The sequence below is a fragment of the Gammaproteobacteria bacterium genome (genome assembly GCA_013696315.1).
In the GTDB taxonomy this organism is placed as follows: domain Bacteria; phylum Pseudomonadota; class Gammaproteobacteria; order JACCYU01; family JACCYU01; genus JACCYU01.
In genome coordinates this window covers 16,509-41,237 of sequence record JACCYU010000159.1, presented here as the reverse complement: position 1 = coordinate 41,237, position 24,729 = coordinate 16,509, and the positions used below count along the sequence as shown (strand labels likewise).

General features: G+C 61.8%; 23 protein-coding genes and 1 pseudogene. 19 read left to right on the top strand and 5 right to left on the bottom strand.

Annotated features, from left to right (window positions below; all coding sequences use genetic code 11):
- From H0V34_09615 to H0V34_09590, 6 genes are all read left to right on the top strand, one after another.
- Positions 1-808 (top strand): NAD(P)H-hydrate dehydratase (locus tag H0V34_09615; GenBank protein MBA2491938.1); only part of this gene is annotated, 808 nt, incomplete at its 5' end.
- 26 nt (positions 809-834) lie between these two features.
- Positions 835-1,278: a tRNA (adenosine(37)-N6)-threonylcarbamoyltransferase complex ATPase subunit type 1 TsaE gene (gene tsaE, locus H0V34_09610; GenBank protein MBA2491937.1), complete on the top strand. Its 444-nt coding sequence runs from the start codon at positions 835-837 to the stop codon at positions 1,276-1,278.
- Positions 1,279-1,388: 110 nt separating this feature from the next.
- Entirely contained in the window at positions 1,389-2,777 is a 1,389-nt protein-coding gene (locus H0V34_09605; GenBank protein MBA2491936.1) for an N-acetylmuramoyl-L-alanine amidase, read from the top strand.
- A gap of 194 nt (positions 2,778-2,971) precedes the next feature.
- Complete coding sequence (locus H0V34_09600) at positions 2,972-4,627, top strand: alkaline phosphatase D family protein (protein ID MBA2491935.1); 1,656 nt, start codon at positions 2,972-2,974, stop codon at positions 4,625-4,627.
- Between the two features lie 30 nt (positions 4,628-4,657).
- Positions 4,658-5,542: an ABC transporter ATP-binding protein gene (locus H0V34_09595; protein MBA2491934.1), complete on the top strand. Its 885-nt coding sequence runs from the start codon at positions 4,658-4,660 to the stop codon at positions 5,540-5,542.
- Between the two features lie 20 nt (positions 5,543-5,562).
- A complete protein-coding gene (locus H0V34_09590; GenBank protein MBA2491933.1) occupies positions 5,563-6,567 on the top strand; it encodes an ABC transporter permease in 1,005 nt (334 codons plus the stop codon).
- Positions 6,568-6,587: 20 nt separating this feature from the next.
- Here H0V34_09590 and H0V34_09585 read toward each other — a convergent pair whose 3' ends face one another.
- Positions 6,588-7,538 carry a TerC family protein gene (locus H0V34_09585; protein MBA2491932.1) on the bottom strand — a complete coding sequence of 317 codons (951 nt, stop codon included), beginning with the start codon at positions 7,536-7,538 and terminating at the stop codon, positions 6,588-6,590.
- A 342-nt stretch (positions 7,539-7,880) separates the two neighbouring features.
- Between H0V34_09585 and H0V34_09580 the strand changes: the two genes are divergently transcribed.
- The 11 genes and pseudogenes from H0V34_09580 (at position 7,881) to H0V34_09530 (ending at position 19,740) form a co-directional block, all read left to right on the top strand.
- Positions 7,881-9,341 (top strand): DegQ family serine endoprotease, encoded by a 1,461-nt coding sequence (locus H0V34_09580; protein ID MBA2491931.1) that lies wholly within the window; start codon positions 7,881-7,883, stop codon positions 9,339-9,341.
- 122 nt (positions 9,342-9,463) lie between these two features.
- Positions 9,464-11,254 (top strand): annotated as a pseudogene (gene mutL, locus H0V34_09575) (DNA mismatch repair endonuclease MutL).
- A gap of 5 nt (positions 11,255-11,259) precedes the next feature.
- On the top strand, positions 11,260-12,201 hold the full coding sequence (miaA, locus tag H0V34_09570; GenBank protein MBA2491930.1) for a tRNA (adenosine(37)-N6)-dimethylallyltransferase MiaA: 942 nt from the start codon (positions 11,260-11,262) through the stop codon (positions 12,199-12,201).
- 133 nt (positions 12,202-12,334) lie between these two features.
- The gene (gene hfq, locus H0V34_09565) at positions 12,335-12,577 is read left to right on the top strand and encodes an RNA chaperone Hfq (protein MBA2491929.1); all 243 of its coding nucleotides are present in this window, start codon (positions 12,335-12,337) and stop codon (positions 12,575-12,577) included.
- 53 nt (positions 12,578-12,630) lie between these two features.
- Positions 12,631-13,911 (top strand): GTPase HflX, encoded by a 1,281-nt coding sequence (gene hflX / locus H0V34_09560; protein ID MBA2491928.1) that lies wholly within the window; start codon positions 12,631-12,633, stop codon positions 13,909-13,911.
- Between the two features lie 174 nt (positions 13,912-14,085).
- Entirely contained in the window at positions 14,086-15,243 is a 1,158-nt protein-coding gene (gene hflK / locus H0V34_09555; GenBank protein ID MBA2491927.1) for an FtsH protease activity modulator HflK, read from the top strand.
- A 2-nt stretch (positions 15,244-15,245) separates the two neighbouring features.
- Positions 15,246-16,121: a protease modulator HflC gene (hflC, locus tag H0V34_09550; protein ID MBA2491926.1), complete on the top strand. Its 876-nt coding sequence runs from the start codon at positions 15,246-15,248 to the stop codon at positions 16,119-16,121.
- Between the two features lie 19 nt (positions 16,122-16,140).
- Positions 16,141-16,329, top strand: coding sequence for a DUF2065 domain-containing protein (locus tag H0V34_09545; GenBank protein MBA2491925.1), 189 nt, complete (start codon positions 16,141-16,143; stop codon positions 16,327-16,329).
- A gap of 61 nt (positions 16,330-16,390) precedes the next feature.
- Entirely contained in the window at positions 16,391-17,578 is a 1,188-nt protein-coding gene (locus H0V34_09540; protein ID MBA2491924.1) for an ATP phosphoribosyltransferase regulatory subunit, read from the top strand.
- Positions 17,578-18,861, top strand: a complete 1,284-nt coding sequence (locus H0V34_09535) for an adenylosuccinate synthase (protein ID MBA2491923.1) — start codon at positions 17,578-17,580, stop codon at positions 18,859-18,861. The genes H0V34_09540 and H0V34_09535 overlap by 1 nt, the downstream gene beginning before the upstream one ends.
- A 105-nt stretch (positions 18,862-18,966) precedes the next feature.
- Positions 18,967-19,740 (top strand): dTDP-glucose pyrophosphorylase, encoded by a 774-nt coding sequence (locus H0V34_09530; protein MBA2491922.1) that lies wholly within the window; start codon positions 18,967-18,969, stop codon positions 19,738-19,740.
- A gap of 78 nt (positions 19,741-19,818) precedes the next feature.
- On the opposite strand, the gene H0V34_09525 is transcribed toward H0V34_09530, so the two are convergent.
- Complete coding sequence (locus H0V34_09525) at positions 19,819-20,349, bottom strand: 2'-5' RNA ligase family protein (protein MBA2491921.1); 531 nt, start codon at positions 20,347-20,349, stop codon at positions 19,819-19,821.
- Between the two features lie 244 nt (positions 20,350-20,593).
- On the opposite strand from H0V34_09525, the gene H0V34_09520 reads away from it, so the two are divergent.
- Positions 20,594-21,451 carry an alpha/beta fold hydrolase gene (locus tag H0V34_09520; protein MBA2491920.1) on the top strand — a complete coding sequence of 286 codons (858 nt, stop codon included), beginning with the start codon at positions 20,594-20,596 and terminating at the stop codon, positions 21,449-21,451.
- 144 nt (positions 21,452-21,595) lie between these two features.
- Here the strand turns inward: H0V34_09520 and H0V34_09515 are convergent, their stop codons facing one another.
- From H0V34_09515 to H0V34_09505, 3 genes are read right to left on the bottom strand one after another with little or no spacing between them, the layout of a single operon-like run.
- A complete protein-coding gene (locus H0V34_09515) occupies positions 21,596-22,093 on the bottom strand; it encodes a DUF4168 domain-containing protein (protein MBA2491919.1) in 498 nt (165 codons plus the stop codon).
- A 33-nt stretch (positions 22,094-22,126) separates the two neighbouring features.
- On the bottom strand, positions 22,127-23,086 hold the full coding sequence (locus tag H0V34_09510; protein MBA2491918.1) for a HAMP domain-containing histidine kinase: 960 nt from the start codon (positions 23,084-23,086) through the stop codon (positions 22,127-22,129).
- The gene (locus H0V34_09505) at positions 23,056-23,598 is read right to left on the bottom strand and encodes a hypothetical protein (GenBank protein MBA2491917.1); all 543 of its coding nucleotides are present in this window, start codon (positions 23,596-23,598) and stop codon (positions 23,056-23,058) included. The genes H0V34_09510 and H0V34_09505 overlap by 31 nt, the downstream gene beginning before the upstream one ends.
- 326 nt (positions 23,599-23,924) lie before the next feature.
- Here H0V34_09505 and H0V34_09500 point away from each other — a divergent pair, with 326 nt between their 5' ends.
- Positions 23,925-24,608, top strand: a complete 684-nt coding sequence (locus H0V34_09500) for an ABC transporter ATP-binding protein (protein MBA2491916.1) — start codon at positions 23,925-23,927, stop codon at positions 24,606-24,608.
- Positions 24,609-24,729 lie beyond the last annotated feature (121 nt).

The following is a 24,729-nucleotide window of genomic DNA, read 5'->3' as shown; positions in this document are numbered from 1 at the left end:
AGTCGAACGCGCGCGGTTCGACGACTGGCTGGCGCCGCGATCGCGCACCAGCCACAAGGGGCACTTCGGGCATGTGCTGGTGATCGGTGGTGAACGCGGCATGGCGGGTGCGCCCCGTATGGCCGCTGAAGCCGCCGCAAGGATGGGCGCCGGGCTGGTGAGTGTGGCCACAAAGCCGGAGCACGCCGCGTTCGTGAACATCATGCGACCGGAGTTGATGGTGCACGCGATCGAGGCTGCGGCTGATCTTCTGCCGTTGCTAAGACGCGCCACGGTAGTGGCGATCGGTCCGGGTCTGGGGCAGACCGTCTGGAGCCGCGCCATGCTGGGCGCGGTACTGGATGCTGGCTTGCCCGCGGTGATTGATGCCGATGGTCTCAATCTGCTCGCCAGCGACCCATTGCGGCGCGAAAATTGGGTGTTGACGCCACATCCGGGCGAGGCGGCGCGACTGTTGGGCATGAGCACCAAGGCAATTCAGCAGGATCGGTACGCCGCGGTAATGCTGCTGCACGACCGGTATGGCGGCGGTTGTGTGCTGAAAGGCGCCGGTACGTTGATCGGATCCGGCGAGCGCATCGCAGTTTGCGCGGGCGGCAATCCCGGCATGGCGAGCGGCGGCATGGGCGATGTCCTGGGGGGTGTAATCGCCGGCCTGATGGCGCAAGGTTTAAGCGCTCCGTGGGCCGCCGAACTGGGTGTGTGCGTGCACGCGGCCGCGGCCGACCGCGCCGCTGCCGTGCGCGGCGAACGCGGATTGCTGGCGACTGATCTCTTCGACCATTTGCAATCGCTGCTCAACCCGTGATCGTCGAAGTGCCCGACGCAAGCGCGATGGAGGCGCTGGGCGCGCGGCTGGCTGTGGACTGCGAGCCGGGCCTGTCGTTTTTTCTGCGCGGCGCACTGGGCGCCGGCAAGACCACCTTGACCCGCGGTTTTCTGCGCGCGCTGGGTCATCATGGTGCGGTAAAAAGCCCGACATATACGCTAGTCGAGCCGTACGAGTTAACCGCAGTCAATGTTTATCACTTTGACTTGTATAGACTATCAGACCCTGAAGAACTGGAGTTCATGGGGTTTCGGGATTACTTTCGCCGCGATGCGATATGTCTGGTCGAATGGCCTGAACGGGCGCTGGATCGTCTGCCGCGACCCGATGTCGACGTCGCCATTGCCACTATCGTTGAGGGCCAGGCGCATGCCCGTCGCGTCACCTTGCATGCGTCAACACCCGCGGGCGTTGTCGCCCTAACTCGCATCAGTGCTCATAAAATCTAATAGAAAAGCAGTGTATGCACCTAAAATTGCTGATAATTAGTTATTGCATTTTGTTATATGCTTGCCACAAACTATAGGCCTAGGTAGTTAAAACTACTTGAGGGAGAAGGATCTTGGGCGAGATATTCCCGTGTTTGCGCCGCTTGCTATGCTGCGGCAGCCTCGGCATCGCTGCAATTTTGTGTCTGGTGACGGCGCCCCTGGGGGCGGAGTGGGGCGTGGCGGTAAAGAATATCCGCCTTTCATACAGCAGCGACAGCACCCGTGTGGTACTCGATCTCAGCGGTCCGGTGGAGCACCGTCTGTTCTCGCTACACGATCCCGAAAGAGTGGTTATCGACCTTGAAAACGCCAAACTGGCGGAGCTCGCCCAGCATGCGGAGCTGGGCGCGTCCGCGATTCTGGCTATTCGTCACGCCGCACGAGACGGCACCGATCTGCGGGTGGTGCTGGACCTGCAAAATTCAGCGACTCTGAAAAGCTTTCTGCTGCCACCGGTCGGCGGCTATGACCACCGACTGGTGGTGGACCTCTATCATCCCGGCGCGCACGTCTCGACACCCGCGACACCTGTACCTCCCCCGACATCCGCGCCTACGCCGGTAATCGTGGCTGACGACGATGCCGCGTCCCTGCGCGACGTGGTGGTCGCCATTGATGCCGGTCACGGCGGCGAGGATCCCGGCGCTGTAGGACCCTACGGAACCTACGAAAAGGACGTCGTGTTGTCCATCGCCAGGCGTCTAGAGGAGCTGATTCAGGCCGAGCCGGGCATGCGGCCGGTGATGATTCGAGACAGCGACATTTACCTGGAGCTGCGTGACCGCATCGCGCGTGCCCGCGCACACGAGGCAGATCTGTTTATCTCAATACACGCCGACGCGGCGCTAAGTTCTTACGCAAGCGGCAGTTCCGTTTACGTGCTGTCGCGCACCGGGGCCAGCAGCGAGGCCGCGCGCTGGCTGGCCGAGCGCGAAAACGCCGCGGATCTGATGGGCGGTGTACGTTTGAACGACAAGGACGACACCCTGGCGCGGGTGCTCATGGATTTGTCGCAGACCGCGACCATCGAAGCAAGCATGACGCTGGCGGAGGACGTCCTGGGCGAACTGGAGCTGGTGGGCGATATACACAGCAGCAGCGTCGAGCAGGCCGGTTTCGCGGTGCTGACGTCCCCCGATATTCCTTCTGTGCTGGTGGAGACGGCGTATATCTCCAATTCCGAGGAGGAGCAGCGCCTGCGCACGTCCGCGTATCAGGAGCAGGTGGCGCTCGCCATGCTGAACGGCCTACGCGTATATTTCAGCGATCATTCCCCGCCGGGCACGTTGTACGCCAGCGATCTGCGCGATCGACACGTCATCCGTTACGGGGACACGCTCTCCACGATCGCCCAGCATTACAGCGTCAACGTCGACGCGCTGCGTGCGCGTAATTCGCTGAATGGCGACGTGCTGCGCGTCGGACAGGTGTTGCTGATACCAACCAGCGACGGTTAGCCGCGTCACGAGGCGCGTGACCTGCGTTTCGGCGGTGGTGGTCTATCCCTGGCTAGTTCGCCATCCGGATTGTTCCTCATTGAGCCGTATATCGCCGCGCCCTTACTTTCCGCGGCCACGCGTTCCGGCTAGCATAGTGGCGGGTCAAGGCCAAGGCTGGATGGTTCACTGGCACGCGGGAAGCGCAAAAAACAATGACAGAGCTGATTCTGGGGCCACTGCTGCGCTATGTCGGCCCCTGTGACGCAACCGTGTGGGTGGAGACCTCGGCGGCCTGCGACGTCGAGATACTCGACCACCGTGCGCCCACATTTCACGTCGAGGGCCACCATTACGCGATCGTTTATCTGACCGGGCTGGAACCCGGGCGCAACTATCAATACGCAGTATTGCTGGACGGCGAAGCCGTATGGCCCGAGCCGGATTCGCGGTTTCCGCCCAGCACCATCTACACCCCGCATCCTGATCAGTCGCTGCGGCTGGTATTCGGCTCCTGTCGTATCTCACTGCCGCAGGTGCCGCCGTTCACCCTGCTCAGGGAGCAGGACGCCCGCGGCCGTGGCATCGACGCGTTGCGGACGCTTGCTCTGCGTCTGCGAGGCGAGCCGCCGGATCAATGGCCGCACGCGCTGTTGTTTCTGGGCGATCAGATTTACGCCGACGAAGTGTCGCCGGAAACGCGGCAGTTCATCCGCGGACGCCGCGACACCGATCTGCCACCCGGCGAGGAGATCGCGGATTTCGAGGAATATACGCGGCTCTACCGTGAGACCTGGGGCGAACCGACTATTCGCTGGCTGCTGTCCACCCTGCCCAGCGCGATGATCTTCGACGATCACGACGTCAACGACGACTGGAATATTTCGGCAGCCTGGGTCGCGGAGAAACGGGCGCAGCCATGGTGGCAGTCGCGCATCGTGGGCGGTTTCATGTCGTACTGGATTTACCAGCATCTGGGCAATCTCTCCCCGCGGGAACTCAAAGACGATGAGATGTTCCGGCAGGTTCGGGACGCGCGCAATGACGCCGGTTCGCTGTTGCGTGAGTTCGCGGCGCGCGCCGACCGCTATCCGAGTGGCTGCCGCTGGAGTTTCTACCGGGATTTCGGACGCGTGCGCCTGGTGATGATGGACTCGCGCGCCGCGCGGGTGCTCGACGACCCGCGCGCCATGATCGACGCGGACGAGTGGGCCTGGATCGCGCAGCATGCGCACGGCGATTTCGATCATGTGCTGCTGGGCGCATCGCTGCCGATGTTGCTGGCGCCGGCGATCCATTATCTGGAGGCCTGGAGCGAAGCGGTGTGCGACGGCGCGTGGGGCAAATGGCCGGTGGGCGCGGCCGAAAAACTGCGCCAGGCGGTGGATCTGGAACACTGGAGCGCATTCGATCGCTCCTTCACGCAACTCACCGAACTGCTGCACGAGATCGCCAGCGGCGCGCGCGGCCATGCGCCGGCCACCGTCATTTTGCTCTCCGGCGACGTGCATCACGCGTATCTCGCCAAGGCGTCTTTCCCGCGTGGCGAAGCGATCAGAAGCAGCATCTATCAGGCGGTGTGCTCACCGCTGCGCAACGCCCTCGGCGCCAGCGAACGTCGGGCGATGCGGTTCGGCTGGAGCGCGCCGGTGGCTTCCGTCGGCAAGGCGCTGGCCCGCGCGGCCGGCGTGCCGCCACCGATCCTGGAGTGGCAGCTGATGCATGCTGAACCCTGGTTCGGCAACCAGATCGCCACACTCGAAATGCGGGGGCGCCGGGCGCGGTTGCAAATCGAGAAACCAGTGCTGGACCAGGCCGGCGAGCCCATACTGAACCAGGTATTCGAATCCGCACTGGACGGTCCGCTCTGATGCGTGCCTGCTACCCGTAGCGCTTTATCAATGCCTCCTTTGCTGGAAGTCAAAGCGCTCATCAAGCACTATCGCGGCGTTACGGCCGTGGATGGCGTCAGCTTCGCGATTGAACCCGGCCTGTGTTTCGGGCTGCTGGGGCCAAATGGCGCCGGCAAGACTACCACGGTGGAAATGCTGGAAGGCGTGACGGCGCCCACCGGCGGCGAAACACTGTACAAAAGCCAGCCGCTGGGACCGCGTTTCCGTGACGAGGCGGGCATCATGTTCCAGTCCACCGCGTTGCAGGACTTTATTACCGTTCGCGAAACCCTCGAAATGTTCGCGCGCCTTTACTGTAAGAGCGCGCCGGTGGCGTCTGTGATCGAACAATGTTCCTTAAGGGAATTCCTGGATCGCGATACGCGCAAGCTGTCGGGTGGCCAGCGCCAGCGTCTGCTGTTGGCGATCGCGCTGGTCAACGATCCCGAAATCATCTTTCTGGACGAGCCAACTACCGGCCTGGACCCGCAGGCGCGGCGCAATTTCTGGGCTCTGGTGGAGGGCATCAAGGCGCGCGGCAAGACCGTGGTTCTTACCACGCATTACATGGAAGAAGCCTACGTGCTGTGCGACGAGATCGCGATCATGGATCACGGCCGTATCATCGCGCAGGGAACGCCGCGGCAGTTGCTCGCCGCGCATTTCGATGACGTGATTCTGCAACTGCCCGCCCAGGATTTTGAGCCCGCGTGCGACGGACTGGAGATGCCGGTGGTGCGTCATCGCGGCGTGATCGAGATCGCGACTCCGGACGTAAATGGCACCATTACGCGGCTGATCGAGCGCGACGTGCCGCTCACGCACCTGCGGATTCGCGAACGCACCCTGGAGGATCTGTTTCTGGAACTGACCGGCACTGAGCTGCGCGCGTGAGCGCAGGCGTCCGGCGCGTGATCAGCGTCACGCGTTTTCGCGCGGTGCTGGCGGCGCGCAATCGCGAATTCTTAAGGGACCGATCGGCACTGATATGGAATATCCTACTGCCGGCGCTGATCGTGTTCGGTTTCGCATTCGCGTTTTCAGGCGAGCCGCCCAGCCTGTACAAGGTCGGCGTTTATGGAAAGACGCAAGACAGCGCGGCGGCAGCCTTTACCAGAACCGAGCACATCGACTTTATCCCGATTGCCAGCCGCGAGCTTGCGATCACCAAGGTGCGGCGGCATCAACTGGATATGCTGATCGATCCGCACGCGCGGCGTTACTGGGTCAACGACAAATCGCCCAGGGGTTATATACTGGAGCGGGTGCTGGCCGGCACGCAGCCAGCCAGCCTTGAACGTCAGCAGATCAGCGGCCGGCCGGTGCGCTATGTGGACTGGCTCATTCCCGGGGTGCTGGGCATGAACATGATGTTCAGTTCGCTGTTCGGGGTGGGCTACGTGATCGTGCGCTACCGCAAAAACGGCGTCCTCAAGCGCCTCAAGGCGACACCACTCACGACCGCCGAGTTCCTCACCGCGCAGGTAGTCTCGCGGCTATGGCTGATTATCGCCATCACCGTGCTGGTCTTCATCGGCACCCATCTGGTGGTCGGTTTCACCATGTACGGCAATTATTTGACGCTGTTGCTGGTGTTCGTGATGGGTGCGGTGTGCATGATCAGTCTGGGTCTGCTGGTCGCCGCCCGTACCGCCAGCGAGGAACTCGCCGGCGGCCTGTTGAACATCGTGAGCTGGCCGATGATGGGCTTGTCGGGCGTGTGGTTTTCGCTGGAAGGCATGCACCCGCTGTTAAAACAGCTGGCGCTGATATTTCCGCTGACCCATGTCACCTCAGCGGCGCGGGCGATCATGCTGGATGGCGCGGGCCTGACGGCGGTGGCGCCGCAACTCGTCACGCTGACCTTGATGAGTGCGGCGCTGCTGATGGCCGGCTCGTTCTGGTTTCGCTGGGAATGACGCCAGACGGCTGGAATGTGTCAGGATCGAGACGAGGATTTTTCGCCATCCGGCTCGCGCATCAGACTCATCACCACCGTCACGGCGAAGATCGTCGCGATAATGCCGAGGCTCACGAGCGGGCTCGGATGCCAGAGGCCATGCATGTTCTCGGTCAAGAGCTTAAGGCCGACGAACGCGAGAATGACCGCCAGTCCGGCTTTCAGATAATGCAGGCGGTCGGCGAGGCCCGCGATCAGAAAATACAGCGAGCGCAGGCCCATGATGGCGAAGATGTTGGACGTGATGACGATGAACGGGTCGCGCGTAATCGCGAAGATTGCCGGGATCGAGTCGGTGGCGAAGATCAGATCGACGATGTTGATCACCACCAGCACCATGAACAACGGCGTGGCAAGCAGGCGGCCATGTTCGCGCACGAAGAAGTGCTCGCCTCGGTAATTTTCGGTGGTTGGCAGGAAGCGCCTGACGATCCGCATCAGGCGCATGTCCGCGACGTTTTCCTGTTCGCCGCGGTGTGTCCAGGTCTTCCAGGCCACATACAGCAGAAACGCGCCGAAAACATAGAGTAGCCATTCGAAGGCCTCGACCAGTGCAGTGCCGGCCAGGATCACGATTACGCGCATAACGATCGCGCCCAGCACACCGTAGAAGAGCACGCGATGCTGAAACTCCGGAGGAACAGCGAAAGTCTGGAAGATCAGCAAAAACAGCATCACGTTGTCGACCGACAGCGACCACTCGATCAGGTAGCCCGTGAAATAAAGCACCATGTCCTCGCCGCCGGCGCCCTGGTAGAACTGCGGCATAAACAGACCGAATATTACCGACACGCTGATCCAGATGCCCGTCCAGATGGCGGCTTCCTTGATGGAAACCGCGTGTGTATGGCGTTGGACCACGAACAGATCAATCGCCAGCAGGATGGTGACGATGGCGGCAAACACGCTGTAGAGCGCGATCTCTGACATGATTATGGAGCTGACCGGGTTAACGTTGTGGATCTGGCAGTGGCTCGGACCACTGACAGACTACTAGCAGGCAGGTGTTAGCGAAGTTCGCGATGACGTTGCCTGTTCCGGGCGTCCCCACTGCCTTAAGGAACTTCCCGCCGACCGCGAGTGTCTCGTTCGTTACCGAATCGATCGTCAGACTGCGTTTGGAAAATGCCTGAGCGCCGGAACCATTTATCCTGGCTTCGGTTGTATTTCAGTTGCACTCGTCAAGGTCGTCCAGAAACACTGCCGCCGGAACATTAAAGTGTGCACTCGCGGTCGTCAACACTACCCGTCAATATGTATCAGGATAAATCGATGTCACAAAAATCTCTTGCCAAAAAATTTCTGATTCCGCTTGTTCTGCCTCTGGTGTTTACCGCCTGCGGGCCATCGTCGGCCAAACCGGAGAAAGGATTCGAACGCACGGCGCCGGAATCGGACGTCAACATTCAATTGCCCAACTTCCGCGAACTGGTCAAAAAACAGGGGCCGGCGGTGGTCAATATCAGTACCACGCAAACTGTAAGCCGCGAACCCATGATGCCTTTCGGCCCGCAGTTTCCGGGCCTGGACGAGGATCATCCATTCTATGACTTTTTCCGCCGTTTCGCTCCTCAGCAGCAGCCACCTGGCCCGCAGGAGTTCGAAACTCAGTCGCTCGGCTCCGGCTTCATTATCAGCGACGATGGCTATGTTTTGACCAACGCGCACGTAATAGGCGAGGCGGACGAGATCACGGTCAAGCTTATCGACGGCCGCGAGCTGGAAGCTGAGGTGGTTGGTCAGGACCGCCCGACGGACGTGGCGCTGCTGAAAATTGACGCCAATGGCTTGCCGGTTGTGCCGGTTGGCAAAGCGGACAAGTCGCAGGTCGGCGACTGGGTGGTCGCCATCGGCTCGCCGTTCGGATTTGAGAATACGGTGACTGCCGGCATCATCAGCGCCAAGCGGCGCTCGCTGCCGGGCGACACCTATGTGCCGTTCCTGCAGACGGATGTGGCGCTCAACCCCGGCAACTCCGGCGGACCGCTGTTCAATATGCAGGGCGAAGTCATCGGCATCAATTCGCAGATCTACAGCCGCACGGGCGGCTATATGGGACTGTCATTCGCGATCCCCATCCAGCTTGCGATGGATATCGCCGGGCAGTTGCGTGACACAGGCCAGGTCAGCCGCGGCAAACTGGGCGTACAAATCCAGGAGGTCACGCCGGATCTGGCCGAGTCGTTCGGTATGGAGCAGCCGGCCGGCGCGCTGGTCGCGGCCATCGAAAAGGATAGCGCGGCCGCCAGGGGCGGGCTTCGCGCGGGCGACGTCATCCTTGCCTACGACGGACAGCCGGTCGAGAGCATGAACGAATTGCCCATCATGGTGGCGGCGACCAAGCCTGGGGAGAACGTCGAAGTCGAGGTGTTGCGCCAGGGCGAGACCCAGACTTTCGAGCTGGTCGTGGGCGCTTTCGAGAGCGGGAAGGTGGCAAGCAGCGGCGGCGCAAAAGAGGATTCCGGCGCCCTGGGCCTGGTGGTGAGCCCGCTTACCGACATGCAGCGGCGGCAGGCCGGCGTGAACGGCGGCGTCGTCGTGGTGCGCGCGCAGGGGGCGGCGGCCAAGGCCGGCATTCAGCGCGGCGACATCGTGCTCGCCATCAACAACGCGCAGGTACGCAACGTCGAGCGGTTCACGTCGTTGCTGGATTCGCACGAAGGCGACTCCATCGCATTGCTGGTGCAAAGAGGTGGTAACGCGCTTTATATCTCGGTGCCGACGCAAGGCTAGACGAGCCCAGGCTGACGATTCCTGAATCGAGCGTTGCCCAGGTTGTGGGTCAGGCGGCTTGCATGCCGGCGCGGGGCATATCATGCTTGTCGGCGTGTTGATGTGCCAGAGTGACTACGCCTGTGTCTATTCGCCGGCTGTCGCCGCAACTGGTTAACCAGATCGCCGCCGGCGAGATTGTCGAGCGCCCGGCCTCGGTGCTCAAGGAACTGCTCGAAAACAGTCTGGACGCGGGCGCCACGCATATCGCCATCGAGCTGGAGCAGGCCGGGGTCAAACGCCTGCGCGTAACCGACGACGGCAGCGGCATTGCCAAAGACGAATTGACCCTGGCGTTGAGCCGTCACGCCACCAGCAAGATCGGCACTCTGGACGATCTTGCCTCGGTCGCCAGTCTTGGATTTCGCGGCGAAGCGCTGCCCAGTATCGCCTCGGTCTCGCGCCTGACCCTGACTTCGCGCACGGTGAACGGCACCGTCGCATGGCGCATTGGCAGTCGCGGTGACGACTCCGAAGGCGCGATCGTACCGACCGCGCATCCGGCGGGCACCTCGGTCGAAGTGCTGGACCTGTTTTTTAACGTACCCGCGCGCCGCAAGTTCCTGCGCACCGTGCGTACCGAATTCGGTCACGCGGATACGCTGTTGCGCAGGATCGCATTGAGTCGCTTCGATGTGGCGCTGGACCTCACGCACAACGGGCGGAGCATCTCCCGCTTGCGTGCGGCGCCAGACCCCGCGGCGCGCGAACAGCGCCTGGCGGACGTATGCGGCGGCCGCTTCGTCGAGCAGGCGGTGTACGTCGAACACGAGGTCGGGGATTTCCGATTGCACGGCTGGCTCGGGCTGCCCACGGCGTCCCGCACGCAGGCCGATTTGCAGTATTTTTACGTCAACGGCCGCGCGGTGCGCGACAAGGTGCTGGCGCATGCGGTGCGTCAGGCATATGCCGCGATGTTCTGTATAACGGCCGGCACCCCGCCTGCGTACTTTATCTGCTCCTCGATCCCGCGCTGGTCGATGTCAACGTGCATCCGACCAAGCATGAAATCCGCTTCCGCGATAGCCGCTCCGTGCACGGCTTTCTGTTCACGACCCTGAAACGGGCGATCGCGCAGTTGCAACCGGGCGATAGGCCAGCGCAGCAAACGCCCGCCACCGGAGCGGCTAAAGCCTGGGGCGCGCCCGACGCTATAAACCCCGCGAACTCGGAGTTTCGTCAGATGCCATCGCAATCGAACCTTGCGCTGCATGTGGCCGAGTCAACGCACGGTTACGTGAATGTCGGTCACTCACCGGCGCCACCGCCGCACGTTGATGCTCAGGATCCGGCGCCGCCGCTAGGTTACGCGCTGGCCCAGTTGCATGGCGTGTTTGTGCTCGCCCAGAACACGAGCGGCCTGGTGCTGGTCGATGCACGCCGCGCACGAGCGCATTCTGTACGAGCAGTTGAAGCAGACGTTCGAGGGCGAGGGCATTAAGGCCCAGGCATTGCTGGTGCCGCTCTGCGTCAATGTCAGCCGCGCGGAGGCGGATGCCGCCGAGCAACACGTCGGCGCGTTTCGTGAACTCGGACTGGATCTGGGCAGGCTGGGTGTGGAAGCGCTGGTCGTGCGTCAGGTGCCTGCCGCGCTGGCTGGTGTTGATGTGGAGCCGCTGGTGCGGGACGTACTGGCCGATCTGCTTGCGCATGCGCGCAGCGATCGTATACGCCTTGCGATCGATGAACTGATGTCCAGTGTCGCCTGTCACGGCGCCGTGCGCGCGCATCGCAACTTGACGGTGCCGGAAATGAATCGGCTGCTGCGCGACATGGAGGCAACCCCGCGCAGCGGCCAGTGCAATCACGGGCGTCCGACCTGGGTGCAACTCGGTCTGCGGGAACTGGACAAGCTGTTCTTGCGCGGACAATAAATAAAATGGGCCTCGGGTCCCGCCTGCCAGCGGCCATATTTCTCATGGGCCCCACGGCCAGCGGCAAGACCGGGCTGGCGGTCGAGCTTGTGCAGCGCCTGCCCCTGGAGATCATCAGCGTCGATTCGGCGATGGTTTACCGTGGCATGGATATCGGCACCGCCAAACCAGATGCGGACACCTTGTCGATAGCGCCACACCGGCTGATCGATATCCTGGACCCCGAGATGACCTATTCCGCGGCCCGCTTCCGTACGGATGCGTTGCGGGAAATGGCCGAGATTACCGCGCGCGGCAAAGTGCCGCTGCTGGTGGGCGGCACCATGCTGTACTTCCGGGCGCTTTACGAAGGCTTGAGCGCGCTGCCGGAAGCCAACTTGGCAGTGCGCGCGCGCATCGATGCGCAAGCCGCCGAGCGAGGCTGGGCGTCCCTGCACGCGCGCCTGAGCGAGGTCGATCCGCTTGCCGCGGCGCGAATCCATCCCAACGATCCGCAGCGCGTGCAGCGCGCCTTGGAGATTTACGAACTCGCCGGCCAGCCGATGACTGACCTTTGTGCGCGGCCCCGGTCGGAAATATTGCAGTACAGCATAAATCGCCTGATACTGATGCCTGATAACCGTGAAAAGCTGCGCGCAAGGATTACCGAGCGTTTTGACGGCATGCTTTCGAAAGGGCTAATGGATGAGGTCGCAGGCCTGCATCGCCGGGACGAGCTGCACCCAGGACTGCCCGCGTTGCGGGCGGTGGGGTATCGACAGATCTGGCAGTATCTGGACGGCGCAATCAGTTATCGGGACATGGTGATCGCGGCGAGAACCGCGGGGCACAGGCTGGCGAAACGACAATTGACGTGGTTGCGCGCCGAGCCCAACGCCAGGAGGTTCGACCCTGAGGACCGGTCGCCCGCGCGAATTGTTGCGGCTATTGACTCGCAGCTTGTATGAGTAGCGCCCAATGACCGCTATACTTCCAGATTATGCAAAATTGTGGTTGAAAATTTGCGTAGATTTGACTATCCGCGGGTTGATTGTCCAGCGTGACATAATAATTATTCAAATTTTTGACAGGAGTAGGATCATGGCAAAAGGGCAAACGTTACAAGAACCCTTCCTCAACGCATTGCGCAGAGAACGGGTGCCAGTATCGATTTATCTCGTCAACGGCATCAAGCTGCAGGGACAAATCGACTCGTTCGACCAATTTGTGGTTTTGCTGCGTAACAGCGTGAGCCAGATGGTGTACAAGCACGCCATTTCGACGATCGTGCCCGCCCGGGCGGTCAAGATTGCTTATAACAACGAGGAGGCCGAGTCGGATTGACGTCGATTGTAGATTGTGCGCGGTCCGCGGGCCGCGCGAGGTGAGCTGCGCCATTGATTGAACGTTCGATTGGCGGTGAGCGCGCCACGCTTGTCCACATCGACTTCGGTGCGGCCGGCGCAGGCGCGAACGGAAAAGATTTCACGGAGTTTCGGGAACTGGTGGATTCAACCGGCGTCGAGACCTCGGCGGTAATCACGGGTACCCGCAAGACGCCTGATCCCAGATATTTTGTCGGCAGCGGCAAGGCCGAGGAAATCCGCGACCAGGCGCATGCCACGCGCGCCGGCCTTGCCATTTTCGATCATCCCTTGAGTCCCAGCCAGGAACGCAATCTGGAGAAAGTCTGCGGGTGCCGGGTGCTGGACCGTACCGGCCTCATACTTGACATTTTTGCGCGCCGCGCGCGCTCGTTCGAAGGCAAGCTGCAAGTCGAGCTGGCGCAACTCAACCATATGTCAACCCGCCTGGTGCGAGGCTGGAGCCATCTGGAGCGTCAGCGCGGCGGCATCGGGCTGCGGGGGCCTGGCGAAACCCAGCTTGAAACGGATCGTCGTCTGATCGGAATCCGCATCAAGCAGATTCACAAGCGTCTGGAGAAGGTGCGCAGGCGGCGTGATCAAGGCCGCCGCGCCCGCAAGAAGGCTGCGGTCACTACCGTATCACTGGTCGGTTACACCAACGCCGGCAAGTCGACCCTGTTCAATCAGCTCACGCGAGCAGGCGTACTGGCGGTGGATCGCCTGTTCGCGACGTTGGATCCGACTCTGCGCCGCGTGGAATTGGGTGATGCCAACGACGTGGTGCTGGTCGATACGGTCGGGTTTCTGCGGCAGCTTCCGCATGATCTCATCGACGCGTTTCATGCGACCCTGCAGGAAACGCGCGAGGCCGATCTGTTGATACACGTGATCGACGCCAGCGATCCGCAACGCGAATTCCAGGTCGAGCAGGTCAACCGGGTGCTGGGCGAAATTGGCGCCGATGCGCCGCAGGTGCTCGTGTATAACAAGATCGATCTGCTGGGCATCGAGCCGCGCGTGGAGCATTGCCCGGAGGAACGCGTGATGCGCGTGTGGTTGTCGGCTGCCAGCGGCGCCGGCGCCGGACAGTTGCGTGATCTGTTGCGCCGGGAACTGCACGGCGAAGCGGTGCGTGGCTGGCTGGATCTGCCGCCGGGCCGCGCACGGGCGCGGTTGTTCGCCATGGGCGCCGTGTTGCAGGAAAAGATCGACGACGATGGCGCCAGCCATTTGCAGGTCCAGATGTCACGCGGCCAGTTCGAAATGTTTGCGCGGCGCGAGAGGCTGCCGGCACCGGTGTTGCGCAACTAACTTTCCCCGTTGCTTGCGGGCGCGGTAGGCTGCCCCTAGAATGTGTGCCTGCGCTGGCCGCCTCTTTTCAGCCAGTTTCAATTGTGGCTGCTTGCGTGTCGATAAACGCTGTCAATACCCATCACAGAACAATAATCCGACTAAATCCTGGCTGCCTGACACGGAGTAAAATGAATGCCTTGGAATGAACCGGGTGGCAAAGACCCCTGGGGGAATCGCAACAAAAATCAGGGTCCACCGGACCTTGAGGAGCTGCTGCGCAAGCTGACTGCCCGCTTCAACGGGCTGTTCGGTGGCGGCGGGAGCGCGGCCGCCGGCAGTGGCTCTGGCGGTGGCGGCAAGGGCGCGGCGGTTGGTGCATCGATAGTTGCGATGGTGCTGCTGGTCGTGTGGCTGTTTTCCGGCATCTATATCGTCGATGCGGGTGAACGCGGGCTGGTGCTTCGTTTCGGTGAGTACATTAATACCACCGGGCCTGGCCCGCACTGGCACATTCCGTATCCCGTCGAGACCGTGGAGACGGTCGCCGTCGATCTGGTGCGTGACGCGCAGCACGAGACGTCCATGCTTACCAAGGATGAGAATATCGTCACGGTTGACGTGGCGGTTCAGTATCGGGTCAAGCGAGCCAGCGATTACGCATTTGAAGTGCGCGTCCCGGACACGACTCTGCGGCAGGCGATGGAGGCCGCCACCCGTGAAGCGGTGGGGGCGAACACACTGGAGTACGTGCTGGGCGCAGGGCGTGCCGAGGTCGCCGACGCGATCAGCGCCCGCATTCAGCAAATGCTGGATCAGTATCAGTCGGGTCTCAGCGTCATCACCGTCAACCTGCAGCAGGCGCAGCCGCCGGAGCCGGTGCAGCCCGCCTTCGCCGATGTTGTGATGGCGCGGGAAGACCGCATCCGCTATGTCAACCAGGCGGAGTCATACGCCAATGGGATTATTCCGCAGGCGCGCGGCGCCGCGGCCAAAGTCATGCAGCAGGCAATCGCCTATCGTGACCAGGTCGTCGCGTCCGCACAGGGTGAGGCCGACCGCTTCGCGCAGGTGCTGACGGAATACGCGCGCTCCCCAGAAGTCACGCGCGACCGGTTGTATCTGGGCGCGATGGAGTCGGTGTTATCCAGCAGCAGCAAAGTTCTGATGGGCACGCAAGACAGTAATAATCTCATGTACCTGCCGCTGGACAAGCTGATGCGGCAAGGCGGGGAGACGCCCAGCCGGCACTTACTTCCGGATTTCAACTTGCCGGATACGGGTAGCGGTTTCAATCAACAGAGCCCTATCCGTCCGCCTCGTTCGCTGATGAGCGGCCGGGAGGCGCGTTAATCATGACCTTTCGCGCTATCGGAATCATCGTCGCGGTGTTGCTGGGGGTGCTCGCGCTGTCGGCATATACCGTGCACGAAACGCAGCGGGTCATACTGTTCAGTTTGGGCGAAATCAAGCGCATGGACATTGAGCCGGGTCTGCATTTCAAATTTCCGTTCATCAACAACGTGGTCAAGTACGATGGGCGGGTGCTGAGTCTTGACGGTGAGCCGGATCGGTTCTTGACCGCAGAGCGAAAGAACGTGACGGTGGATTTCTTCATCAAGTGGCGCATCGTGGACACGGCGCTGTTCTATCGTTCGTTCGGTGCGGACGAGCGCAATGCGTACGATCGCCTCGCGCAGATCACCAAGGACGAAATGCGCAACGCGTTCGGTCAGCGCACCATACAGGAAGCGGTCTCCGGCGAGCGCGGCGAACTCATGCAGGCGGTGCGCACCGAGGTCAACAAGATTTCCCAGCAATACGGCGTGCAGGTGGTGGACGTGCGCGTGAGCCGCATCGATCTGCCGGCGGAGGTCAGCGAATCGGTATATAACCGTATGCGCACCGAGCGGGCACTGGTCGCCAAGGAGCTGCGCGCGCAAGGACGCGAAGAGGGCGTGCGAGTCCGGGCCAACGCCGAACGCAGACGCACGGTCATTCTCGCCGAAGCCTATCGCGACGCGCAGCGCACGCGCGGTGCGGGCGACGCCACAGCCGCCGAAGTATACGCTCAAGCCTATGAAAGAGATCCGGAGTTCTACAATTTCTATCGCAGCCTCAATGCTTACATGACCACTTTCAATGACAACGGCGACGTACTGATACTGGACCCGCGCGGCAAGTTTTTCCGCTATTTCAATCAGTCTGAACCCCCGCCTGCGGGCAAATAGGCAGCGAGCCGAGCGCCGCGTGTGGAAGGATTTTCTGGCGGCGGTAGCGCTGGTGCTGATCATCGAAGGTGTGGCGCCATTTCTGAATCCGGGCGGTCTGCGCCAGGCGCTGCAACAGATTGCGAATATGCCCGATCGCGTACTGCGCGCCGTCGGGCTGGGTTGCATGCTCGTGGGCGCGCTCCTGTTGTACGTCGTGAGGCACTAGCCGTGCGATTTTGCGCGCCGTTGCGCCCGCGGCCGTAGGCACCCGACCACAGGCTTCTTGCATGGGCATTCAGGATCGCTGGTTGCTGCCAGAGGGCATCGAAGAGGCGCTGCCGCAGCAGGCCGAACGCCTGGAGCATTGCCGTCGCGCGCTGCTGGATCTTTATCACGGCTGGGGTTACGAACTGGTGGTGCCGCCGCTGATTGAGTATCTGGAGTCGCTGCTGGTCGGCACCAGCCACGATCTGGAACTGTTGACGTTCAAGCTGACCGACCAGCTCACCGGGCGCATGATGGGTGTGCGCCCGGACATGACGCCGCAGGTGGCGCGTATCGATGCGCATCTGCTCAAGCGCGACGTGCCCGTGCGGCTTTGCTACTTCGGCACGGTGTTGCGCACACGCGCCGAAGGGGTCGCCGGCTCGCGCAGTCCCCTGCAGGTGGGCGCGGAACTTTACGGTCACGCGGGACTGGACAGCGATCTCGAGATCATCCGGCTAATGCTGGAGACCTTGCGGATTACCGGTATTCCGGCCGTGCATCTGGACTTGGGACACGTCGGAATTTACTGGAATCTCGCGCGCAATGCGGGGCTGAACGAGGCGCAGGAGTTCGCGCTATTCGAGATGTTGCAACGCAAGGCGGTGAGCGAGATCGAGCAGTATCTGGATAGCGTCGGCTTGCCGGCTCGCGCCCGCGATCAATTGCTCGCGCTGACCGAGTTGAATGGCGGAGATGAGGTTCTTACCCATGCGCGCGAACTGTTTGCGGACACGGACGCCGAGGTGGACGCGTCGCTCGATTATCTGACGCAGGCCGCCACCCGCCTGCGCCGGTACGCACCGGATATCGAACTGCATTTCGATCTGGCCGAACTGCGCGGCTATCAGTACCACACCGGTGTGGTGTTCGCGGCGTTCGCCTCGGGCCAGGGCCAGGAGATTGCGCGTGGCGGGCGGTACGACGAAATTGGCAAGGTATTCGGACGCGCACGACCGGCCACCGGTTTCAGCACCGATCTGAATATACTGATCGGTCTGGGCGGGCGGGCGCCGGCCACGTCCCGATCGGCGGTGTTCGCGCCCGCGTCCGACGACCCCGCGCTGCATGCGTTAATCGCGCGGTTACGCGCCGCGGGCGAGCGCGTGATCTGCGCACTGGCCGGCCAGCAAGGTGACGCCAGGGCCATGGGGTGCGGACGCATGCTGATACAAAGGAACGATAACTGGATCGTGGAAGAACCAAGCTGATGGGAAGAAGCGTCGTATTGCTGGGCGCGCAATGGGGCGACGAGGGCAAGGGTAAGGTCGTCGATCTGCTCACCGAGCGCGCGCACGCCGTGGTCCGGTTTCAGGGCGGTCACAACGCTGGGCACACTCTGGTTATCGACGGTGAGAAGACGGTTCTGCATCTGATCCCATCGGGCATCCTGCGCGAGGAGGTCGAGTGCCTGATCGGCAATGGCGTCGTGCTGTCACCGCAGGCGCTGAAACACGAAATCGACATGCTGGACGCCCGCGGCGTGTCGGTGGCGGGGCGTTTGTTTGTCTCCAGCGCCTGCCCGCTGATTTTGCCTACGCACATATTGCTGGATCAGGCACGCGAACAGGCGCGTGGCCGCAACGCGATCGGCACCACTGGCCGCGGCATCGGGCCCGCATACGAAGACAAGGTTGCGCGGCGCGGAATGCGGGTCGCCGATCTGGTGGAGCCTGAGCGGTTCGCGGACGGTCTGCGTGACGTGATGGATTTCCATAATTTCGTCTTGAAAAACTACCTGAACGCGCCGACCGTGGACTTCGAGCGCGTGCTGGACGAGACGTTCGCGCTGACCGGATTGCTCGCACCCATGACGCTCGATGTGTCACAGCGCCTGTATGATTTGCGAGTGGGCGGCAAAAGCATTTTGTTCGAGGGCGCACAAGGCACCATGCTGGACATCGATCATGGCACCTACCCTTTCGTTACGTCGTCCAATACGACCGCGGGCGGCGCCTGTACGGGCGCCGGCGTCGGGCCGCGGCATCTGGATTACGTGCTGGGGATAACCAAGGCTTATACCACCCGCGTCGGCGCGGGCCCGTTCCCTACCGAGCTTAAGGAGCCGCCCGGCGATGTGCTCGCCAGCCGCGGCAACGAATTCGGCGCCACCACCGGACGTCCGCGCCGCTGCGGCTGGTTCGATGCCGTGGCCATGCAGCGCGCGATTCGTATCAACGGCATCTCCGGGCTGTGCGTGACGAAGCTCGATGTGCTGGACGGTCTGCACACGGTGCGCATGTGCGTGGGTTATGAACGCTCCGGCGACGCGCAGCGGGACGGCGGCTTCTCGGTCGCGCGGGATAATCCAATCTATGAGGATTTGCCGGGATGGCGCCAGACCACCGCGGCCGTCACGCGTCTATCCGAACTGCCAGCCGCGGCGCGCACATACCTGGATCGCATTGAAGCGTTTGTAGAAACGCCGATCGATCTGATCTCCACCGGCGCGGAGCGGCAGCAGACGATCGTCATTCGGCATCCGTTTGCGTAACGACTCGCAAGTACATTCGCACGCGACGCGGGGAGCCGCTATATCCGTATTAGCGCGTGGGCAGCGGGCGCCGGGCCGCGTCGTCAGCAGCTCTGATCATGCGTCATGACCGAGCCGCAGGACGACGTTATCGGATTGATTCCGGCAGGCGGGCAGGCGACGCGCCTTGGGCGGCTGCCCTGCAGCAAGGAACTCTATCCGATCGGTTTTCAGACCGATCCCGCGCGCACGCCGAAGGTCGTCAGTCACTACCTGCTGGAGCGGCTGCGGGTTGCCGGCGTGCGGCGCGTGTTTATCATCCTGCGCGCCGGGAAATGGGATATTCCGGCCTATTTCGGCGACGGCGCCTGGCTCTCCATGGATCTGGCTTATCTATTGATGGGGGCGCCGTTCGGCACGCCGTATACACTGGATCAGGCCTGGCCGTTCGTGCGCCATGCGCGCGTGGCGCTCGGGTTCCCGGATATTCTGTTTGAGCCTGTCGATGTCTACGCCAGCCTGCTCGCGCGTCAAACCCGCACCGGCGCCACGGTCGTGCTTGGTCTCTTTCCGGCGAGTCGTCCGCGGAAATGCGACTTGGTAGATATCGACGAGCACGGGCGCGTGCGGCGAATCGTCGTCAAGCCGTTTGCCACCGAGCTGCGCTTCACCTGGATGACGGCGGTGTGGACGCCGGTTTTTTCCGAATTCATGCACCATCATCTCGCCGCGCGTTTGAGCCGACAGTCCACGCCGTCGCGGGAATTGTTCATTGGCGACGTAATACAGGCCGCGATTGACGATGGGTTGTCGGTTGAAGCGGAATGCTTCGCGACGGGTCGGGCGCTTGATATCGGCACGCCGGACGAGCTTGGCGAAGCGATTGCGGCTTATACGTGAACTGTGGGCCTGAGCCGCGGGCGGCGCGGCATCGATATTCCCGATTTCAGATTTCCCGGCTTGATGCGTACGGTCGGGTCAAGGTTCCGTGAGCGCAACCGACCCGACCTGCCGCCAGTGCTCCGGCGCGCCCGAGGTATCGAATACCGCGATTTCGCGCGCGGTGAAGCGTTCTGGATAACGACGGTGCAGCCGCGCGACGATCGCATGTTTGTCCACCTCCGCGAGCTTGCCGTAGAGCAGACTGAGATGGGGCGTAAACGCGCCGATTGACTGCACGTGGAAGCAGCTTTTTAAACGCTCGTGGGCGGCGAGCAAGTAATCACCGGGGTCCACGATTGCGAAAAGGCTGAGAAAATAGGCATTGGTCATCGCGAGGCTGCCCAGAGTAAGCGACAATTGCGGTAGTTTTCCGGCAATTGCCAGCGCTTGGGTTTTCGCCACCACATCGTGCGCCGGCTGCAAAACGCGCGCAAGCAGCGTCACATGCGCATGGAAGCGGGGCGTGCGGTGTGTGTTACTCAGGTCTTCAATGATGCGGTCCAGCCGTGCGCGCGCAGCTTCCTCCGGCATCAGCCACAGTGAATGGTTTCGGAGCCGCGCGGTCATTCATGAGCCGGCTTGTCTGGACATCGATACGCTCAGCTTAACCATGACCGCGTGAATCGTGCATCCGATTTTGCACATCATGGGGTAATTTCTACATGGTATGAGGTCATGCCTATGTTTCACCGCTGAATGTACGCGCCGTAGAAGTGGAAATCAGACATTCATGCACCTGCCACAGTGGTATGAAGCTTGCCTAATTACGACAAGTCGGTCGATGGAGACCTTAACGAGAACCGGAGAAAGCATGAAACGCCGGCATCGTGACGTCAATGGCTTATGGATGAACTGGCGGGAGTCCGGTGAGGGGCTTCCCGTGGTCATGGTGCATGGTCTCGCGACCTCGCCCATGCTGTGGCGTAATGTCATGCCGAAAGTATCGAGCGCTCGCTGCCTTGCGTGGGAACTTGTAGGCTACGGGAACTCAATGTCGCAGGGTGCGCGACGCAACATTTCGGTGGCGCAACAGGCTGTCTATCTGCTCGACTGGCTACGGGCGTTGCGGATCCGGCGCGCGATTTTTGTAGGTCACGGGCTGGGCGGCGGCGTGCTGCAGGTCGCGCTCAAGCGCAAGCCGGCGGTGTGTCAGGGGCTGGTGCTGGTCAACAGCGTTGGTTACGACGCCTGGCCTACGCCTGCGGTCAACATTACGCGACGGTTTCCGCGACTCGTCGAGCGCCTGCCCAAATTCCTGTTCCGCCTCGCCTTCCGCCGGTTGATGCGAATTTCCCATGTCACTCGCGCCGCGGCGGATGAGGCGTTTGCATTATACTGGCCGTATTACGCGGAGGACGGTCCGCGCGCATTCGTCCGGCAGGCGAAGGACCTGCACTTGCGTGATACCCGGAACGTGATTACGGCTCTTCAGCAGATTGCCGCGCCCAAATGCGTAATCTGGGGCGCCAGGGATCGCATCCTGCCGGTGCGCTACGGTTTTCGTTTTGCGCGAGACTTGGATGCGACGCTTCAATACATCTTCAAGGGGGGTCACTTCTCGCCGGAAGATCATCCGCAAATTGTGGCCGACGCGATCAATGATATGGTCGTTCAGGTTCAGGCCGGTGGAGATGCCAGCCAGCCGGAAGTTGTGCGTCGATATGGTTGACTGCCTGTCGCCGATTCCCAACGGCGCGCCATTCCCGATATCCAGCATCTTGATTACCCGATGCTTTTCCTGTCACCGTAACACGACGACCTGAGCCGCCAAACCGTTACCCGGCGCTGACATTGCCCCTCTGTTATATTCAGCCTATTGAAGGGTGCGGATTTTCTGCGCCACCTTCTGACCCAGATGCGGATCCTGATTGATCGTGCGAACAACACGATTGTACTCGTCGGGACTCATCCCTTCTTCCCTGATGGCTTGCGACATCTGATCCTCAATCAACATTTGCGCGCTGTAGGCCTCTTCAGAATTGCGCGCCTCCTTGACCTGCGGGGCATGGCGATTGTAGATATCGGCTATTTTTACATATGCGGAGGCGAACGCGTCCAGCTTTTGCTCGGTAAAGCCGTGCATTCCGATGGCCTGCGCCTTTTCCTGCGCGACGGGTGTTGCGTGATCGCGTGCCTGAGCAGTGACGCCAGCGACCGACACAGTGATGGCCAGCAACCAGCCGGCTCCAGTCTTATGAGTTGATTTTTTCATAGTTTTACCCCCCTTTGATGCAGTCAGAAAGCTTTTTGCCGCTAACTTAACCACGTGTAAACCAGTATGCGCATCGATCGTGCCAGCGCGTGGCGGCATGACCGCCCTTGGTTCATTGCGCAATGGGGGGCATCATCTGCAAGCCGGTCTGTTACGTTGCGCCGGCGCGACCGGAAAGCTATCGCGCGGACGTAGGGTTAATTTCGGGAGGCGCATCTTGGCCGGCGGTGAGGCTCGCTGATGCAACGGCAATGACAGAATGAATCGGGTACCCGCGCCTGATCTGGATTGAAGCTGGATTTCGCCGCCATGCCGTTCGATCACCGCTCGCGCGACATACAAACCGATACCGGTGCCGGTCTCTTTGGTGGTGAAGTGCATGTCGAAGATGCTGGGTTGCAGTAACGCAGGGACGCCGGCCCCGTCGTCTTCGATCTCGATTAACGCTGAAGATGCCTCGGTGCGGAGCGAGACCCCCACGCGCCCGTTTTCCGTCACGCATTCCAGCGCGTTCAGGATAATGTTCAGCAAAGCCTGCTTGAGTTGACCCGCGTTACCGAATATCCGCACGGCGTCAATCGGCAGACTAACGTCGAACGTGACCTGCTGGTGACGCGCCTGCGGCGTCAGCAAGGTCGCCAGCTCGTCGATGAGCCGCACAAGGTCGACCGTGGTGCGACCCTCCGCGGCCGGCGCACTCTGCTCCAGCAGTGAGTTGAGCAATCGGTTCAGCCGTGCGGATTCCTGAATTATTACCTTGAGATAATGTTCCCGCCGCGGGCGGGCGTTGGCGTCATCGGCATCGAGGCTGCGTTTGAGCATCTCCATGTTAAGGTTCATGGCGTTGAGCGGCGCCTTGAGGTCGTGCGCTGCGGCCGCATACAGGCGGGACAGGCCGCGCGCCTGCGTGGCCGCGCGCAGATCCTCGTCCAGCGCATCAATCAGATCTTGATCCTCTACGATAAGCAGGCAACCCCGGTTATCGGCAGAGCCGAGCGCTTGCAATTCCACCCGCAGCCGTTTAGTAACACCGGCCTTGCCGACAGTTAATTCGATATTGGTCAGTCTCTCCCCCCCCCGCTGCCCTGGCATACTTTGTCGATGGCCTCTTTCAGTTTCACATACATTTCGGTGAAGCGCGCCGCGAAATCCTGCACGCGATTGCAGATGAGGATCTGGCGTGCGGTCTGGTTGATATAGTCAGGGGAGCCGTCCGGCGATATCAGGATGACACCAACATCGAAAACATTGGCTACCGCGTCCAGCTTGTCGCGCGCCGCCGTGATTTCGTTCCCTAACCTGTTGGCGGCATCACGCACGGCCGAAAATTCATCGTCCCGCTGCCTCAACGCCTCGGTGTCGCCGTTTGCCACGGCCTCCATCAGCGCCGCCAGCCCCGCGCTCATGCGTTTCAACTGCACCTGCAGCAACGCGCCAATGAGGATTATGGATCCGAGCCCGCTGAGCGCCGCCAGCAGCACGCTGGCGTAAATACGGTCGAACAGCGCAGCGCCAAGTTCAGCCCGGAGCACAACAATGAGGCAGATTACCAGAACTAAATACAGCGCCAGCAGCGCCAGCGTGTTTTGGAGAGCGATACGCATGCGTTTAGTTGAATCCGGGCGTCCGTCGTCGGGCCGGCCGGACGACGTGCTGGTTGTATACGCTGTTAACCGGCCGCTGACAAATCAACTCAAGCCGCGCGAGAGCGGGATCGCTCGCGCGCGGGGCTACGGCATCGGCCGCGCGGTCGCTAGAGGAGTTCGCGGCCAAGGCGGCTTGTTACTATCGCGTTTCCACGGGGCAAAGTCCTTTGGCGGTGCGGCTTGAATGGCGCGATCCGACGGCGCAGACTTAACCGTCGCGCCTGAGATTATCTTCGGCGCCTTACCACCGCTGCGCAGTCGTCAACGCTCTTGATTCGATTATCGTGCAAGGCTCTGAATTCGTATGTTTGCGCGGTGTGAGCCGCTGTTACGTTGAAGGTGAACGCGCACGCGCGGTGCTGAATGATCTGAGTGTCGAGTTTGCCCAGGGCGAGTTCGCGGCGGTGGTCGGGCAGAGCGGTTGCGGCAAATCCACGTTGCTGAATCTGATCAGCGGCATCGATCGTCCCGATGCAGGCAGCATCGAGATCGATGGTCAGACCGTTACCGGTCTTTCCGAGCGGGAGCGCACCGTGTTCAGGCGCTCCCATATCGGCTTCATTTATCAATCATTCAATCTGATCCCAACCCTCACCGTGCTCGAAAACGTGTGTCTACCGCTGGCGTTGAATGGTCACCGGCCGCCGCGTGCGCGCGATCAGGCGCAGGCGATGCTGTCGCAAGTCGGATTGGCGGATCGCACCGACAGCTATCCCGACGTGCTGTCCGGAGGCGAGCAGCAGCGGATCGCTTTAGCCCGCGCGCTGGTGCATAAACCACGGTTGATTCTGGCGGACGAGCCGACCGGCAATCTGGACGCGGACAGCGGCGCACGCGTCGCGGCGCTGCTGGACAGCCTAGTCCGCGCCGCGGGCGCGACCTTGATTCTGGTGACCCACAGCGAGCAACTCGCGGCGCTGGCCGACCGTGTTCTGCTGATGGCTGACGGTCGCCTGCGGCCGGTTTAGTGGGCAGGGGAGCGAACCACATGCCGCCCGTACGCGTGCGCCCCCAGCGGCCGATTCTGTCAGGCTCATGCATGCGGCGCGAGCCTGCCCTCCGTTTCCGTGCTGCGTCTCCCAGCAGCGC